Below are 16,408 nucleotides of genomic sequence, written 5' to 3' on the forward strand. Positions count from 1 at the left end.
CCACGTATTCATGCACCCCCGTTGGGGGGGCGTGCCTAGGGAACGGTCCCTATTAGTGCGACGGATGTGGCACAAATCCCGCAGGAAGTGCTTTCCCAAGTGGTCTTTGCCGTCAGCAATCGGCACACTGCCGCCTGCTGATTTCGTTTCCTTCCTCATGCCGCATTTCCGTGTTTCTCGTTGGGCCGCCTGGTCACCGGGGCTGCCCACCCAGGAGCAGTGGCAGGCATGGTGTGAACGCCCCGACCTTGCCGCGCTGTGCGGCGACGCGCAGCCACCGCTGCAGGAGTTGCCGCCGATGACGCGGCGCCGCATCGACCCGGTCGGTCGCGCCGCGCTGCAAGCCGCTTTTCAGGCGCAAGGTCCGCACAGCACCGGCCCTGTGGTGTTCACCTCCCGCTGGGGCGAGATTGCGCGCTCGGTCTCGCTGCTGCGTGAATTGACGCAGGGGCAACCCCTGTCCCCCACCGCCTTCAGCCTCTCGGTGCACAACGCCCAGGGCGCCGTGTATTCCATCGCCCGCGGGGACACCGAGAACTACACCGCCCTGTCCGCGGGCCCCTGCAGCGCCGCGGCCGGTGTCTGTGAAGCCCTGGGCCTGCTCGCCGAAGGAGCACAGCAGGTGTTGGTGGTGAGCGTGGAAGCCCCGCTGCCGGATCCGTATCAGGCATTTGAGGCCGCCCCGCTGCCCTTGCGCGCATGGGCAGCGCTGATCGAAGCCGGCGGTCCGCTGCGTCTGGAAGCCACGTCGCTGCACGAAAACGGCCACGATCACAATCACGACCAGGACCAGGATCAGACGCAGCTGCCGGCCCAGCTGCAGCCGCCTGAGCCGCCGCTTGCGCGCCCCGACGCCGCCCTGCCGCCCGACCTCGCTGCCCTGCGCATGCTGACCGGCGCCCTGCCATCCCTGCGTCAAGCCGGTTGGCACTGGACCCGTCATGACTGAGCTGCTGGCGTGGCCCGGACGGCTGTGGCGCGTGCTGGCCACCGCCATCGCCTTCACCACTTTCGGTGGGGTGGGCCTGCTGCTGGGTCTGATCGTCTTTCCGCTGCTCAATCTGCTGGTGCGCTCCCCGCAGCGCCGCGGCCACCTGGCCCGCGGCTACATCTGCACCCTCTTCCGCCTGTTCATCGGCTGGATGCGCCTGCTGGGCCTGATCACCTATGAACTGCACGGCCTGGAGCGGCTGCAGCGCCAGGGCATGCTGGTGCTGGCCAACCATCCGACGCTGATCGACACCGTCTTCCTCATCGCACTGGTTCCAAATGCCAACTGCGTGGTGAAGTCAACACTTGCGACCCATCCGTGCACCCGCGGACCGGTGCGGGCCACCGGTTATATCTGCAACAATTCGGGCTCTGACCTGTTGCGCAGCTGTATTGAAGCGGTAAAGGCAGGCGGAAACCTGATCATTTTTCCCGAAGGGACGCGCTCGCGCCCCGGGCAAGCCCTCACGATGCAACGGGGTGCCGCGCAACTGGCGTTGCGGGGCGGGCTCGACATCACCCCGGTTCACATCCACTGCGAACCCCTGGGTCTCTACAAGGGCCAGCCCTGGTGGCGTGTGGCAGAGAAGCCCCTGCATTTCAGGCTGGAGGTCGCGCCGGACATGGCGACCGCCGCCTTCCTGGAAGCGGCCGGCGGTGAAGCCTCCCTGGCAGCACGCCGCCTGACGGAACATCTGGTCCGGTACTTTTCACCCATCCCAAAACATCAAAACTCAATCTCGGGGAGCCATGCAAGCGCTGCAGAAGGAAATCAAGGAGCTGCTGATCTCGGCACTCCAGCTGGAAGACATCGGTCCTGATGACATCGACGCACAGCAGCCGCTGTTCGTGGAAGGTCTCGGTCTGGATTCGATTGACGCGCTGGAACTGGGCCTGGCCCTGCAGAAGCGGTATGGCGTGAGCATGGCCGCCGACTCGGCCGAGACCCGTCGTCACTTCGCCAGCATCCATGCGCTGGCCGAGTTCGTCGCCGCCCACCGAAAAGTCGCTGCCTGAGCGACGCCCGCCGTCCCAACGAGATCCGGCCATGACCGACCAAGACATCTTCGAGCGCCTGCGCGCCATCCTGATCGAGACCTTCGACATCGACGCCGAGCGCATCACGCCGCAGGCGCGCCTGTATGAGGACCTGGACATCGACAGCATCGATGCGGTGGACCTCATCGTTCGACTCAAGCCGCTGGTGGGCAAGCGCCTGCAGCCGGAAGCCTTCAAGGCGGTGCGCACGCTGCAGGACGTCATCAACGCCCTGCAGGGCCTGATGCAGCCGGAGGCCGGCGCCGCGGCCAGCGACAAGCTCGAGGGCGCGACCGCGTCCTGATCCGGGTCCATCATGCGCTGGGCCCTCGTGCTGGCCCTGACGGCCGCTTATCCCCTGCTGGTCTTCGCGAGCCTCGGTCACGTCGAGCCCCGCACCATGGCGCTGCTGTTGCTGGTGCTCGGCCTGCTACGCATGGCCAGCGGTAGCGGCGGCAAGGTGCAGGCCCGCTGGATCGTGGCGGGCGCGTTGCTGCTCGCCGTGCTCACGGCGCTGCTCAACCGCAGCCTGCCGCTCAAGCTGTATCCGGTCCTCGTCAATCTCGCCATGCTGGCCGTTTTCGCGGTGAGCCTGATGCGCGGGCCCAGCATCGTCGAACGGCTGGCACGTCTCACCGACCCGCATCTTCCGCCTGAAGCCATTGCCTACACCCGACGGGTGACGCAGATCTGGTGCGGCTTTTTCCTGCTCAACGGCGGCGTGGCCCTGGTGACCGCGCTGTGGACCAGTGAACGTACCTGGGCCCTGTACAACGGCCTCATCTCGTATGGGCTGATGGGCCTGCTGATGGGCGGGGAGTGGCTGGTCCGCCGGCGCGTGCGCGCCAGGATGGCCGCCTCATGAGCCCCAGCCAACGTCTTTGTGCCCTGCTGATGTCCGAGGCGGATGCTTCAGGCGTCGTCGGCTGGCGCGGCAGCGAGCCGGTGTCCTGGCAGGACTTCCGCCTGCTGGCGCGCCGCTGGCAGGCCACCTTCGCCCGGCAGGAGGCCCAGCGCTTCGTGCTGTTCTTTGCGGACAGCCTCACCTTCTCCGCGGCGCTTTTTGGCTGCTGGCAGGCCGGCAAGCAGGCGTGGCTGCCCGGCGACCTGACCCCCGCGACCCAGGCAGCCCTGCGTCCGCAGGTGGGCGGCTGGGCCGGTGATGGGGCGGGTGTCGAAGGCGTCTCCCGGCTGCAGCCCGCCGATGTGCCGGCTCCTGTCCCGACCCGACCGCTCGATGCCGACGCCGAAGGCCTGGTGGTGTTCACCTCCGGCTCGACCGGCGCCCCGGGGGCCTGTGCCAAACGCCTGCGCCAGCTCTTCGACGAGATCAACGCGCTGGAAACGGCCTTCGGCCGACCGCAGGTGCGCACCGTGGTGGCCAGCGTGTCGCCCCAGCATGTCTACGGCCTGCTGTTCCGCGTGCTGTGGCCGCTGGCGACAGGCCGGGCCCAGCAGGCACGCACGCTGGTCTATCTGGAAGACCTGCCTCACCTGCTGCCCGCGGAGGAAGCCGGGGGCGCCGCCCTCATCGCCAGTCCGACCCATCTGGGCCGATTGCCGGTCGAGCCGCCGCTGTCCGCCTCCCGCCTGCTGCAGGTCTTCAGCTCCGGAGCGCCGCTGCCCGACGCCGCCCTGCCGGACACCCTGCGCGTCTTTCGCCACGCGCCGATCGAAGTGTTCGGCAGCACCGAAACCGGCGGTGTGGCCTGGCGACAGCGCAACCCCCAGGCCCCTGCCTTCTGGCAGGCCCTGCCCGGCGTGTCCTGGCGCCTGGACGAGGACCGACTGGAGATCCGCTCTCCGCATCTGCCCACCCTGGACTGGACCGCCGGGGCCGACCGCGCCAAAGCGGTGGACGGCGGCTTTCTCCTGCAGGGACGCGCCGACCGCATCGTCAAGATCGCGGAGAAGCGGGTGTCGCTGCAGGCGGTGGAAGACCGGTTGCAGCAGGGGGGCCTGGTCTCCGCCGTGCGGCTGGTGGTGATGAACGAGCCGCGCGAACAGCTGGCCGTGGTGGCCGTGCCCACCGAGGCGGGCTGGGCCCGACACGATGCCCAGGGCCGCCGCGCCCTGGCGCAGACGCTGCGCGAGCAGCTGCTCGGGGTGGTGGAACGGGTGGTGCTGCCGCGCCGCTGGCGTTTCCTGCCCGAGCTGCCGCGCAATGCGCAGGGCAAATCGACCCAGGCACAACTGATGAATGAATTCGATCCAGGCCGTCCGGCCGTGCGGGACATCCGCCGCGACGGCAACACGGTGACGCTGACCTTGCTGGTGGACCCGGCACTGCCGCAATTCGACGGCCACTTCGCTGCGCATCCGGTGCTGCCGGGCGTGGCGCAGCTGGACTGGGCCGTCCTGTTTGGCCGGGAGCATTTCCCGCTGGGCGACACCTTCGACGGCCTGGAGGCCGTCAAGTTTCAGCGCATCGTGGAGCCGGGCACGCAGCTGATGCTCACCCTGGAGTCACCAGGCGCGCATCGCCTCAACTTCCAGTTCCAGTCCGCGCTCGGGCCGCATGCGAGCGGACGGGTCCTCTTCACCGGGGCCTCGACATGACGGCGTCTGCCTCCCTGACTGTCGGCGCGGTGATCCCTGTCTACAACCATGCCGTGCCGGTGGTGCGGGTGGCTCAGGCGCTTCGTGCCCATGGACTGCCGGTACTGCTGGTGGACGACGGCAGCGAGCCGGTTTGCGCCGCCGCGCTGGACCGCCTGGCCCTTGAAGACGGCATCGAGCTGCTGCGCCTGCCGCAGAACCAGGGCAAGGGCGGTGCAGTCATGGCCGGCCTCACCCACGCGCTGGGCCTGGGCTGGACCCATGCGCTGCAGATTGACGCCGACGGCCAGCACGACACCACCGACGTGCCGGCCTTCCTCGCGCAAGCGCAACAGCATCCGGACCACTTCATCTGCGGCTGCCCGATCTACGACGCCAGCGTGCCCAAAGGCCGGCTTTATGGCCGCTATGCCACCCACATCTGGGTCTGGATCAACACCCTTTCCTTCGCGGTGCGCGACTCCATGTGTGGCTTCCGCATCTATCCACTGGCGGAGGTGGTCGATCTGCTGCGGCGCACCCGCGTCGGCCGGCGCATGGACTTCGACGTGGAGATCGCGGTGCGTCTGGTCTGGGCCGGTGTGCCGGTGATCAACCAGCCGACCCGTGTGCGGTATCCCGAAGACGGGGTCTCGCACTTCCGCGTGCTGCGGGACAACGTGCTGATCTCCGCGATGCACACCCGCCTCTTCTTCGGCATGCTGTGGCGGGCCCCCCGCCTGCTGTGGCGCCGGTGGGCCGCATGACGTCACGCTTGCCTTCGCGCATGTCCTCACGCCATTGGGCGGCGATGGGCGAAAGCACCTTCGTGGCCGGCATCTGGGTGCTGTTCATCGTGCATCGCCTGCTCGGCCGCACCGTGTTCCGCGCACTGCTGTGGCCGGTGGTGCTCACCTACTGGATGACCCGCCCCGAGCTGCGCGCTCACAGCCTGGGCTACCTGCGACGCCTGCGGCCGGATGCCGGCTGGCGCCAGGGCGTGGCCCATGTGCGCCTCTTCGCCGAAACCATGCTCGACAAGCTGCTCGCCATGGCCGGCCGTTATCCGATGGAGCGGGTGCAGGAACGCGGCGCCGACCTGATCCACGCCCAGGCCCGCTCCGGCCGAGGCGGCGTGCTGGTCACCGCCCACATGGGCTGCCTGGAGCTGTGCCAGGCGCTGGCCGAGCGCCGGCCGGACTTCAAGGTCAATGTGCTGGTGCACACCCGCCATGCCGAGGCCTTCAACCGCATCCTGCGGCGTCTGCGTCCGCAGACCGAGGTCGCGCTGATCGAGGTGACGGATCTGGACATGGCGCTGACCCTCAAGCTCGCCGCCAAGGTCGAGGCGGGTGAGTTCATCGCCATCGCTGGCGACCGGGTGCCGGTGCGCGGCAGCAAGACGGTGCCCGTGCCCTTTCTCGGCGGCATGGCGGACTTCCCGGTCGGCCCCTATCTGATTGCGGGCCTGCTGCAATGCCCGCTCTACCTGATGCTGAGCCTCCATGAAGGCCGCGGCTACGCCCTGGAATTCGAGACGCTGGCCGACACCGTCGAGCTGCCGCGTCGCTCCCGCGAAGCGGCACTGGCCGTCTACGCCCAACGCTTCGCCGACGCGCTGACGCTCCGGCTGCAACGCTCTCCCTATGACTGGTTCAACTTCTATGCCTTCTGGGACCGCCCCCGGAACGACGCCCATGCAGCCCATCCCGTTTGACGGCCAGCCCCTGCGGATCGAAGACATCTGCGCCCTGTCACGCCGCGAGGCCACGGCCCAGCTCGGGCCGTCGCCCGAATTCCAGCGCCGCATCCAGGCCGGCGCCGACTTCGTTGCCCGACTGCTGGCGGAAGACGGCGTGATCTATGGCGTGACCACCGGTTATGGCGACTCCTGCACCGTCGCCGTGCCGCCGGCCCTGGTGCCGGAGCTGCCGCATCACCTCTACACCTACCACGGCATCGGCGCCGGTGCGATGCTGACCGAGCCGCAGACCCGCGCGGTGCTCGGCGCGCGGCTGGCTTCGCTGTGCCAGGGCATGTCGGGCGTCAGCCTGGACCTGCTGCGCCAGATCGAGTTGCTGCTGAAGCACGACCTGCTGCCACTGATTCCGAGCGAAGGCTCGGTCGGCGCCAGCGGCGACCTGACGCCGCTGTCCTACCTGGCCGCCGTGCTGTGCGGTGAACGCGAAGTCCGGATGAACGGCGAGACGGTGCCCGCCGCCGAGGCGCTGCGTGCCGTCGGTGCCACTCCGCTGAAGCTGCGGCCAAAGGAAGGCCTGGCCATCATGAACGGCACGGCCGTGATGACGGGTCTGGCCTGCCTCGCCTACGAACGCGCCGAGTACCTGGCGCAGCTCGCCACCCGCATCACCGCGATGAACGTCGTGGCCAGCGCCGGCAATGCCCATCACTTCGACGAAACGCTGTTCGCCGCCAAGCCGCACGCCGGCCAGCAGCGGGTCGCCGAGCGGCTGCGCGCCGACCTCGCCAGCGAGCGCCCGTCCCGCAACGACCAGCGCCTGCAGGACCGCTATTCGCTGCGCTGTGCCCCGCATGTGGTGGGCGTGCTGGAAGACGCCCTGCCCTGGCTGCGCCAGCTGATCGAGAACGAGCTCAACAGCGCCAATGACAATCCGCTGATCGACCCGGTGAATGAACGGGTCCTGCACGGCGGTCATTTCTACGGCGGCCATATCGCCATGGCGATGGACACGCTCAAGACCGCCGTCGCCAACCTGGCCGACCTGCTGGACCGCCAACTGGCCCTGATGGTGGATGCGCGCTACAACCACGGCCTGCCCGCGAATCTGAGTGGCGCGAGCGGGGAGCGCGCGCCGATCAATCATGGCCTCAAGGCACTGCAGATCAGCGTCTCGGCCTGGACGGCCGAAGCGCTCAAGCAGACCATGCCAGCCTCGGTGTTCAGCCGCTCGACCGAATGCCACAACCAGGACAAGGTCAGCATGGGCACCATCGCCGCGCGTGATGCGCTACGGGTGCTGGACCTCACCGAGCAGGTGGCCGCCGGTGTACTGATGGCCGCCCGCCAGGGCATGGGCCTGCGCGAACGTCTGGGGCCGCTGGTGCTCACGCCGGCCCTGGCCGCCATGCTGGACGACCTCTCGGACCGGATGCCGCTGGTGGTGGAAGACCGTGCCCTGGATGCTGAACTGCGGGCCCTGATGGGCGCCATCCGTGCACGCAGCTGGAGCCTGTATGCCTGAGCTCTTCCATGAGATCTCGCTGAGTCCGGCCTTCCATGACCTGGATCCGATGGACATCGTCTGGCACGGCCATTACGTCAAATATCTGGAGCTGGCCCGCAATGCCCTGCTGAGCCGCTTCGATTACGACTATCCGCAGATGCGCGAGTCCGGGTATGCCTGGCCCATCGTGGACATGCGGCTCAAGTACGTGGACATGCTGCCCTACGGACGTCAGGTCATTGTGCGGGCCGAGATCGTCGAATGGGAGAACCGGCTCAAGATCGAATACGTCATCCGCGATGCCCACACCGGCAAGGTGATCAACAAGGCCACCACCATCCAGGTGGCGGTGGACATCGCCTCGCGCGAGATGCTGTTCGTCTGCCCGCAGGTGCTGTGGGACCGTCTTGGCGTGAGGCCCGAATGAAGCGCCGCTCCCTCCTGATGCTGGCCATTGTGGGCTGGGGTGGCCTCGCCGCTGCCGCGCCCGACGCCACCGACGTGGCGCAGAAGGTGCGCCGCCGCCTGAAGCAGCCGGAATGGCTCCGCGGCGAGTTCGTCCAGACCAAGAAGGTGCCGGGCTTTGCGAAGCCACTGGTGTCGCGCGGGGACTTCGTGCTGGCCCGCGGCCTCGGTGTGCTGTGGCGCACCACCCAACCCTTTGCCAGTGAGCTTCGGCTGACGCGCGATGAGATCCGCGCGACGCAGGGCGGCCAGACGGCGATGAAGCTGGAAGCCTCCCGCGAGCCGGCGGTGCGGGTGATCAACACGCTGATGTTCTCGCTGCTCAACGGCGACGTGAGCAGCCTGGGCGACCTGTTCGACGTCAGTGGCGAGGCGCAGGACGAGCGTTGGCAGCTGTCCCTGCTGCCCAAGCCCGGTCCGCTGCGCCAGGTGCTTCAGCGCGTGGCGCTGGAGGGCAACAGCTTCGTCCGACGCATCCAGCTGTTCGAAGCGAATGGCGACGAGAGCGTGATCCAGCTGGACAACCTGCGACCCGACGTCGCGCCTGAACCGTCCCTGTTCCAGTGAACCTTGAACGCATCACCCGGCGCCTGGCGGGCCTGTGGCTCGTGCTCGTGCTCGCCTGCCTGGCCCACAACGCCTGGTATTGGGCCGTGTTGGGCCATGCGCCGGTCACCGATGTGCTGGCGATGCTGCCGCGGGACGAGCAACGCCCTGAAGCAGCGCTCGCCACCCAGGCCCTGGCCGACGCCGGCGCACGCCGCATCAGCATCCTGGTGGGCGGCGGCGATGCGGCGATGGCCAAAGCGGCGGCCGATGCCTTCCTGCAGGCACTCGGCGACCTGCCGGCGCGCCACCGTGTGGCCGATGGGGAGCAGCAGGCCTGGCTGTCGCTGTTCGGACCGGTGCGCAGCGGGCTGCTGACGCCGGCATGGCGGGAACAGCTGCGCCAGGCGTCGACCGCGGCGCTGGCCGATACCGCCCTGGCCGGGCTTTATCAACCGATTGGCGGACCGCGCATTGGTCCCTGGTCGGACGATCCCTTGAACCTCTTCGGCCAGTGGCTGGCGGAACGTGCGCAGGGCAGCCGGGTGCGGGTGCAGGACGGTCGGCTGATGCTGACCGACCCGCAGCAGCCGGACCACCACTACGCCCTGATCCTGGTCGAACTGCCGGGCTCGGGCTTCTCGATCGGCGCCCAGCGCGCGGTGCTGCCTCGGCTCGAAACGGCCGCGCAGGCCGCCCGTGCCGCGGGGGCGCAGGTGCTTCAGGCCGGCGTGCCGCTGTTCGCGGCCGCGGCGTCCGAGCAGGCCCAATCGGAGATCCACACCATCGGCCTGGGCTCCTTCCTTGGCATCGTGGCGCTGACCCTGCTGGCCTTCCGCTCGGTGCGTCCGCGCCTGCTCGTGATGCTGTCGATGGCGGTGGGCCTGCTGGTCGCCACCTCGGTGAGCCTGCTGTGCTTTGGCGAGCTGCATCTGGTGACCCTGGTGTTCGGTGCCAGCCTGCTGGGCGTGGCGGAAAACTACGGCAGCAACTACTTCAGCGCCCGACAGGGGCTGCAACCGGAGGAACGCTGGGCGATGCTCCAGCGCCAGATTCCGATCGTCAGCCTCGCCATGCTGACCACCGTCATCGGCTATGCCCTGCTGGCGCTGCCGCCCTTCCCCGGGCTGCGTCAGGTGGCAGTGTTCTCCGGCACCGGGCTCGTGGCCGCGTTCGTGACGGTGCTGTGGTGGGTGCCGCTGCTGGATGGGGCCGGCATTCAGTCGCCCACCCGCTTTGCCCACTGGCTGGGCTCGCGCCGCGCCTGCTGGCCGAGTCTCAGCCGCCGGGGTCTGCTGCTGCTGTCGCTGGGCTGCCTGCTGGTGAGCCTGGCGGGTCTGAGCCGACTGCGGGCGGACGACGACATCCGCCAGCTGCAGTCCGCGCCCGCCACCCTGCTGGATCAACAGCGTGAATTCGCGCGGCTGATCCAGGCCCCGGGTGTGGGACAGTTCTTTGTGGTGCGCGGCGACGATGAGCAGCAGATGCTCGAACGCGAAGAAGCCTTGACCGCGCGGCTGCGCGCGCTGGGCGTGCAGGTGCAGGCCGTCTCTGACTGGCTGCCCTCGCTGCGTCGCCAGCAGGAGGACCGTGCGCTGCTGCAGCGTCGCCTGCAGGACCTGGCGCCGGAGCTGTCCGCGCGGCTCGAGCAGCCGGTCTTGCCCGCTTCCAACACGGAGACGAACGCCAGCGGCGGGCTGACACCGCAGGCCTGGCTGGCCAGCCCCGCCAGTGAGCCGCTGCGTGCTCAGTGGCTGGGCCGCCTCGGCACCCAGCAGGCGACCGCCGTGCTGCTGCGCGGCACTCTGAACGTGGACACCCGCCACACCCTCTCCCAGTGGCAGCTCGACGGCGTCACCTGGATCGACAAGGTCGAGGAAGTGAGCCATCTGATGGGCCGCTACCGCCAGCTGATGACCGGCGTGCTGGTGCTCGCCTACCTGCTCACGTGGGCGGCCCTGGCCTGGCGCTTTGGCGCTTCGGCGTGGCGCGCCCTTGCGCCCACGGCGCTGGCCAGCCTGCTGACGGTGGCACTGCTGGCCCTGTGCGGCCAGGTGCTGCAGCTCTTTCACATCCTGCCGCTGCTGATCCTGCTGGGGCTGGGGGTGGACTACGGCATCTTCCTGCTGGAGCAACCCGGCCGAGAAGAGACCCGCCCGTTTCTGTCGGTGACGCTCGCCGCGGCGTCCACCCTGCTGTCCTTCGGTCTGCTGGCCCTGTCCGGCACACCGGCCCTCCATGCCTTCGGGCTGACGCTGCTGCTCGGCGTCTTCCTGGCCTGGCTGCTCACTCCGTTGTTCATGCCCCATGCTTGAGACCAAGAAATTCTCGCCCCCTCGCCAGCGCGCTTTCGATGCCCGCTTCGAGGCCCAGAAGATCGCGTTTGGCCCGGTGGTCTTCCACTGCGTGCGCTACGCCTGGAAGCGCGGCATGCTGGAGGCGCTGGCCGAAACCGGCGACCGCGGGGCGACGATGGACGAGCTCGAAGCCATGGGCCGCTGGAGCCGCTACGCGCTCAAGCTGGTGCTGGAGTCCTGCCTGTCGGCCGGCGTGGTGCTGATCGAGGACGGTCGCTGGCAGCTGGACAAGACCGGCTTCTGCCTGATCTCCGACGACATCACCCGCATCAACTTCGACTTCGTGCATGACGTCTGTTATCAGGGGCTGTTCGAGCTGGAGCGTTCCCTGGATGCCGGCAAGCCGCTGGGTCTGAGCCACCTGGGCGACTGGACCAGCATCTATCCGGCGCTGTCCCAGTTGCCGGAACCGGCCCGGTCGAGCTGGTTCGCCTTTGACCATCACTACTCGGACACGTCCTTCCCGGACATCCTGCCCGACGTCTTTGCCACGGTGCCGCGCCGGGTGATGGACATCGGCGCCAACACCGGCAAGTTCAGCCGCGCGGCGCTGGCGCACGATGCCCTGGTGGAACTTCATCTGGTGGACCTGCCGCCACAGCTCGGCCTGGCCGAAGCCAACCTGACCCAGGCCGGTCTGCGGGACCGGGCCCACTTCCATCCGCGCGACCTGCTGGACCCGGACGTGCCGCTGCCGGCCGACATGGACCTGGTGTGGATGAGCCAGTTCCTCAGCTGCTTCGGTGAGGAGCAGATCGCCAGCATCTTCCGCCGGGTGCGCGCCGCCCTCAGCCCGACCGGTCAGGTGCTGGTGATGGACACCTTCTGGGACCGCCAGCGCTACGACATCGCGGCCTACTGCCTGATCAACACCTCCCCCTACTTCACCGCCATGGCCAGCGGCAACAGCAAGGTCTATGAGAGCGCGGACTACATCCGCCTGGCGGAAGCGGCCGGCCTGCGACTGCAGACGGTGCGGGACGGCATTGGCTACTGCCACAGCCTGATGCGATTGGTGCAGGCATGAAGCGACGCGACACCTTCCGCCTCGCCGCGCGCATGCTGACTGCTGCGGGCATGGCGTCCACCGGCGCGCTGCTCGGCGGCTGCGCGGCACCGTCCGCCTCTTCGGTCCCCGCCGCCCGTGTGGAACTGCCGCTGCTGCGGCTGCCGCCCTCGGCGCTGGGTGATGCCAGCTGGGCCTACAGCCAGCGGCTCAGCGTCACGCGGCTGGACCGCCCGGATGCGCGTGCGCAGCAGGTGGATGTGCAGCTGCAGCTCAATGCGTCGGGACTGCTGCTGGCCGGTTTTGCGCTGGGCCAGCGGGTGCTCCTGATGCAGTGGGATGGGCAGCAGCTGCAGGTGACGCGGCATCCGCGCCTGCCTGCGGAAGTCGATACCGACCGCATGCTGCGCGACCTGTGCCTCGTCTTCTGGCCGGCCGACGCGGTGCGCGGCGCCTTGCCCGCCGGCTGGACCTGGGACGCCACGCCGGATGGCCAGACCCTGCGGCAAGGCACCGCCGTTCAGCTGACCGTGCGCCGCCCGACACCGAATCAGGTCGAGATCCTCAACACCGCGGAAGGGTATCGCCTGCTGATCGACTCTCAGCCGCTGGGGGGCTCATGAACGACCCGCTGTACCTCCACACGCCTGGGGTGATCTGCGCCGCGGGCGCCGACCTCGATGCGTTGCGGACTGCCGTGTTTGCGCCGACGCCTTCGGGCGTTGCCGAGAACATGAGCGTCTGGGCCGGCCATGCGGTCCATCTGGGAGCGGTGCGCACCGCTTTGCCCTCCGTGGACGCACTGCCCCTGCCCGCCCGCAGCCGCAACAATGCGATGCTGCTGGCCGCACTGGCGCAGATCCGGCCCTCGGTGGACGCGGCCATCCAGGCCCATGGCGCCCACCGCATCGGGGTGGTGCTGGGCACCAGCACCTCCGGCGTCAGCGAGAGCGAAGCCGCTCTGGCGGCGCTGGCCCGTGAAGGCGCACTCCCGCCGACCTTCGACGTGGCGCAACAGGAGCTGGGCTCACCCGCGCTGACGTTGACGCGACTGCTCGGCCTGGGCGGCCCCAGCTATGTCGTCTCCACCGCCTGTTCATCCGGTGCGAAGGCGCTGGCCAGCGGGGCGCGACTGATCCGCGCCGGCCTGTGTGATGCGGTGCTGGTGGGCGGCGTGGACACCCTGTGCGGCATGACCGTCGCCGGCTTCCATGCGCTGGACTCGGTCGATCCGGCCCTGTGCCGCCCGATGAGCGCCACCCGCGCCGGCATCAACATCGGTGAAGGTGCGGCGCTGTTCGTGCTGAGCCGCGATCCTTCGCCGGTCCGCCTGTCCGGATACGGTGAGAGCTCCGACGCCCATCACATCTCCGCACCGGAACCCGGCGGCCGCGGCGCACTGGCCGCCATGCGCGCCGCGCTGTCCCGCGCCGGTCTGGGCCCCGGCGACATCGGCTATCTGAACCTGCATGGCACGGCCACGCCACAGAACGATGCCATGGAGAGCAAGGCCGTGGCGGCGCTGTTCGGCCTGGACCTGCCCGTTTCCTCGACCAAGCCGCTGACCGGGCATGCGCTTGGCGCCGCCGGCGCGATCGAAGCGGCCATCGCCTGGCTGACGGTGACCGGCGACGGCCAGCTGCCGGTGCATCATTTCGACGGGCAGCGGGATGCCGACCTGCCCCCCATCCATCTGGTGTCGCCGGGCGAGCGCCTGCCGCGTGCACCTCGCCACGTGATGAGCAATTCCTTTGCTTTCGGTGGCAACAATGCCTGCCTGGTCCTGAGTCATGACTGACACCCTGCCCCCCATGGCCGAGCTGGTGCCGCACGCCGGCGCCATGCGCCTGCTGGACCGCGTACTGGAAGCCGAAGACGAACGTCTGGTGGCCGAGGTGCGGGTGCCGGAAGACGGCCTCTTCAGCCGCGACGGCGGCGTCGATGCCTGGGTGGGCATCGAATACATGGCGCAGGCGGTGGCTGCCTGGGCCGGATGGCGGGGCCGCCGCGAAGGTCAGACGCCGCGCATCGGCTTCCTGCTCGGCACTCGCCGCTACCGCACGGCGGTGGCCCGTTATGCGGCCGGGCAAGTGCTGCAGGTGGAAGTCCGCCGCACCTACCAGGCCGACAACGGTCTGGGGCAGTTCGACTGCCAGATCCGTGCCGGCGAGACCGAGCTGGCCAGCGCCACGATCACTGTTTTTGGTCCGGAAGACCCCAGCGAATTCCTGAAGGGAGACACCCCATGAGTACAGTCCTGGTGACGGGATCGAGCCGCGGCATCGGCCGCGCCATTGCACTGCGCCTGGCGCGTGACGGTTACGACGTGGTGCTGCACTGCCGCCGCGAAGTCGGACAGGCCGAAGCGGCCGCCGCGGAAATCCGGGCGATGGGCCGCGAAGCCCGTGTGCTGCAGTTCGATGTGGCCGACCGCGCCGCCACGGCCGAAGCGCTGCTGGCCGATGTGGAAGCGCATGGCTGCTACTACGGCGTGGTCTGCAACGCCGGCATCGCCCGTGACGGGGCCTTCCCCGCGCTGAGCGGCGAGGACTGGGACGATGTCATCCACACCAACCTCGACGCCTTCTACAACGTGCTGCAGCCGCTGACCATGCCGCTGGTGCGTCGCAAGGCACCCGGCCGCATCGTGACGCTGGCATCGGTCAGCGGGCTGATGGGCAATCGCGGTCAGGTCAACTACAGCGCGGCCAAGGCCGGCATCATCGGCGCCACCAAGGCGTTGGCGGTGGAGCTGGCCAGCCGCCAGATCACCGTGAACTGCGTGGCGCCCGGCCTGATCGACACCGACATGATCGATGCGGCGCTCACGGAAGAAGCCTTGAAGATCATCCCCGCGCGCCGGGTTGGCCGTCCGGAGGAAGTGGCGGCTACGGTGAGCTTCCTGATGAGCGCCGATGCGGCCTACATCACGCGGCAGGTGATTTCGGTGAACGGAGGGATGGTCGGATGAGCAAGAAAAGAGTCGTCATCACCGGCATCGGCGCGCTGTCGCCGCTGGGGCATGACGTGGACACGATGCTGGACAGCCTGCGCGCCGAGACCAACAAGGTCCAGCGCATGCAGGCCTGGGCGGACTACGAAGGCCTGAACACCCAGGTGGGCGTGCCGTGCGCGCCGTTCGAACTGCCGGCCGACCGCTACAACCGCAAGAGCATGCGCAGCATGGGCCGTGTGGCCCAGATGGCCACCCGCTCGGCGGAGCTGGCCCTGGAACAGGCCGGCCTGCTCGGCGATCCGCTGGTCACCAGCGGCCGCCTTGGTGTGAGCTTTGGCAGCTCCAGCGGCACGCCCGGCGCCGTCGGCGACTTCGGCCGGATGATCACCTCACGCAGCATCGAGGGCATCAATGCCAACACCTATGTGAAGATGATGTCGCACACGGCGACGGTCAACATCGCCGTGTTTTTCGGCATCACCGGTCGCATCATCACAACCAGCAGCGCCTGCACCTCGGGGAGCCAGGGGTTGGGCTACGCCTATGAAGCGATTCTGAGCGGCCGCCAGGTCGCCATGCTGGCCGGCGGTGCGGAAGAACTCGATGCCACGCAGGCCGCCGTCTTCGACACCCTGTTTGCCACCAGCACCCGCTACAACCAGCAGCCGCGCACCACGCCGCGTCCCTTCGATGCCGAGCGTGACGGTCTGGTGCTGGGCGAAGGCGCCTGCACCTTCCTGCTGGAAGACTACGACCATGCCAAGGCCCGCGGTGCGCGGATGCTGGGCGAGATCGTCGGCTATGGCACCAACTGCGATGGCACGCACGTGACGCAGCCGCAGTCCGCCACCATGGCCCAGGCGATGCGACTGGCGCTGGAGGATGCGGGCCTGCCGCCGTCGGCCATCCCCTATGTCAACGCCCATGGCACCAGCACCGACCAGGGCGACGTGGCCGAAAGCCAGGGCACGCATTCGGTGTTCGGCGAGAAGGTCGCGATCTCGTCGCTCAAGAGCTACATGGGTCACACCCTGGGCGCCTGCGGCGCGCTGGAGGCCTGGATGACGCTGGAGATGATGCGCACCGGCTGGTTTGCCCCCACCCTGAACCTGCAGCAGGTAGACCCGCGCTGCGGCGACCTCGACTATGTCAAGGCGGGCGGCCGTGCCCTGCACACCGAGTTCGCCATGACCAACAATTTCGCCTTCGGCGGCATCAACACCTCGTTGATCCTGCGTCGGCTCGACTGAGTTCTGACCCCGGCTCCGAGGAGCCGTTTTCTTGACTGCCTTGAACAGGAACCTTG

18 protein-coding genes are annotated in these 16,408 nt (G+C 68.7%); all 18 read left to right on the forward strand.

What is annotated here, in order from left to right; all coding sequences use genetic code 11:
• The first annotated feature begins 157 nt into the window (after window positions 1–157).
• The 18 genes from FHS28_RS08040 to FHS28_RS08125 are packed head-to-tail and all read left to right on the forward strand — an operon-like array spanning window position 158 to window position 16,352.
• Window positions 158–949, forward strand: coding sequence for a beta-ketoacyl synthase chain length factor (locus FHS28_RS08040; RefSeq protein WP_184294383.1), 792 nt, complete (start codon window positions 158–160; stop codon window positions 947–949).
• A 31-nt stretch (window positions 950–980) separates the two neighbouring features.
• Complete coding sequence (locus FHS28_RS08045; protein WP_310736760.1) at window positions 981–1,811, forward strand: lysophospholipid acyltransferase family protein; 831 nt, start codon at window positions 981–983, stop codon at window positions 1,809–1,811.
• The gene (locus FHS28_RS08050) at window positions 1,741–2,007 is read left to right on the forward strand and encodes a phosphopantetheine-binding protein (protein WP_088450172.1); all 267 of its coding nucleotides are present in this window, start codon (window positions 1,741–1,743) and stop codon (window positions 2,005–2,007) included. The genes FHS28_RS08045 and FHS28_RS08050 overlap by 71 nt, the downstream gene beginning before the upstream one ends.
• A gap of 31 nt (window positions 2,008–2,038) precedes the next feature.
• Window positions 2,039–2,332, forward strand: a complete 294-nt coding sequence (locus FHS28_RS08055) for an acyl carrier protein (protein ID WP_088450174.1) — start codon at window positions 2,039–2,041, stop codon at window positions 2,330–2,332.
• A gap of 12 nt (window positions 2,333–2,344) precedes the next feature.
• The gene (locus tag FHS28_RS08060; protein ID WP_088450176.1) at window positions 2,345–2,893 is read left to right on the forward strand and encodes a COG4648 family protein; all 549 of its coding nucleotides are present in this window, start codon (window positions 2,345–2,347) and stop codon (window positions 2,891–2,893) included.
• Complete coding sequence (locus FHS28_RS08065) at window positions 2,890–4,587, forward strand: ApeI family dehydratase (RefSeq protein WP_184294385.1); 1,698 nt, start codon at window positions 2,890–2,892, stop codon at window positions 4,585–4,587. Before FHS28_RS08060 ends, FHS28_RS08065 begins: the two co-directional genes overlap by 4 nt.
• Entirely contained in the window at window positions 4,584–5,333 is a 750-nt protein-coding gene (locus FHS28_RS08070; protein WP_088450181.1) for a glycosyltransferase family 2 protein, read from the forward strand. Before FHS28_RS08065 ends, FHS28_RS08070 begins: the two co-directional genes overlap by 4 nt.
• 20 nt (window positions 5,334–5,353) lie before the next feature.
• A complete protein-coding gene (locus FHS28_RS08075) occupies window positions 5,354–6,283 on the forward strand; it encodes a lysophospholipid acyltransferase family protein (RefSeq protein ID WP_088450663.1) in 930 nt (309 codons plus the stop codon).
• Window positions 6,231–7,790: an HAL/PAL/TAL family ammonia-lyase gene (locus tag FHS28_RS08080; protein WP_221193818.1), complete on the forward strand. Its 1,560-nt coding sequence runs from the start codon at window positions 6,231–6,233 to the stop codon at window positions 7,788–7,790. Before FHS28_RS08075 ends, FHS28_RS08080 begins: the two co-directional genes overlap by 53 nt.
• A complete protein-coding gene (locus FHS28_RS08085) occupies window positions 7,783–8,199 on the forward strand; it encodes an acyl-CoA thioesterase (RefSeq protein WP_088450185.1) in 417 nt (138 codons plus the stop codon). The genes FHS28_RS08080 and FHS28_RS08085 overlap by 8 nt, the downstream gene beginning before the upstream one ends.
• Window positions 8,196–8,804, forward strand: coding sequence for a LolA family protein (locus FHS28_RS08090; protein WP_088450187.1), 609 nt, complete (start codon window positions 8,196–8,198; stop codon window positions 8,802–8,804). The genes FHS28_RS08085 and FHS28_RS08090 overlap by 4 nt, the downstream gene beginning before the upstream one ends.
• Complete coding sequence (locus FHS28_RS08095; protein WP_088450189.1) at window positions 8,801–11,098, forward strand: MMPL family transporter; 2,298 nt, start codon at window positions 8,801–8,803, stop codon at window positions 11,096–11,098. The genes FHS28_RS08090 and FHS28_RS08095 overlap by 4 nt, the downstream gene beginning before the upstream one ends.
• The gene (locus FHS28_RS08100) at window positions 11,091–12,167 is read left to right on the forward strand and encodes an SAM-dependent methyltransferase (protein ID WP_088450191.1); all 1,077 of its coding nucleotides are present in this window, start codon (window positions 11,091–11,093) and stop codon (window positions 12,165–12,167) included. The genes FHS28_RS08095 and FHS28_RS08100 overlap by 8 nt, the downstream gene beginning before the upstream one ends.
• Window positions 12,164–12,769 (forward strand): DUF3261 domain-containing protein, encoded by a 606-nt coding sequence (locus tag FHS28_RS08105; protein ID WP_088450193.1) that lies wholly within the window; start codon window positions 12,164–12,166, stop codon window positions 12,767–12,769. The genes FHS28_RS08100 and FHS28_RS08105 overlap by 4 nt, the downstream gene beginning before the upstream one ends.
• Complete coding sequence (locus tag FHS28_RS08110; protein ID WP_088450195.1) at window positions 12,766–13,944, forward strand: beta-ketoacyl-ACP synthase; 1,179 nt, start codon at window positions 12,766–12,768, stop codon at window positions 13,942–13,944. Before FHS28_RS08105 ends, FHS28_RS08110 begins: the two co-directional genes overlap by 4 nt.
• Complete coding sequence (locus tag FHS28_RS08115; RefSeq protein WP_088450197.1) at window positions 13,937–14,395, forward strand: hotdog family protein; 459 nt, start codon at window positions 13,937–13,939, stop codon at window positions 14,393–14,395. Before FHS28_RS08110 ends, FHS28_RS08115 begins: the two co-directional genes overlap by 8 nt.
• Window positions 14,392–15,117 (forward strand): 3-ketoacyl-ACP reductase FabG2, encoded by a 726-nt coding sequence (locus tag FHS28_RS08120; protein WP_088450199.1) that lies wholly within the window; start codon window positions 14,392–14,394, stop codon window positions 15,115–15,117. Before FHS28_RS08115 ends, FHS28_RS08120 begins: the two co-directional genes overlap by 4 nt.
• On the forward strand, window positions 15,114–16,352 hold the full coding sequence (locus FHS28_RS08125; protein ID WP_088450202.1) for a beta-ketoacyl-ACP synthase: 1,239 nt from the start codon (window positions 15,114–15,116) through the stop codon (window positions 16,350–16,352). The genes FHS28_RS08120 and FHS28_RS08125 overlap by 4 nt, the downstream gene beginning before the upstream one ends.
• Window positions 16,353–16,408: the final 56 nt, after the last annotated feature.

Source organism: Roseateles terrae, assembly GCF_014192155.1.
Taxonomy (GTDB): domain Bacteria; phylum Pseudomonadota; class Gammaproteobacteria; order Burkholderiales; family Burkholderiaceae_C; genus Roseateles; species Roseateles terrae.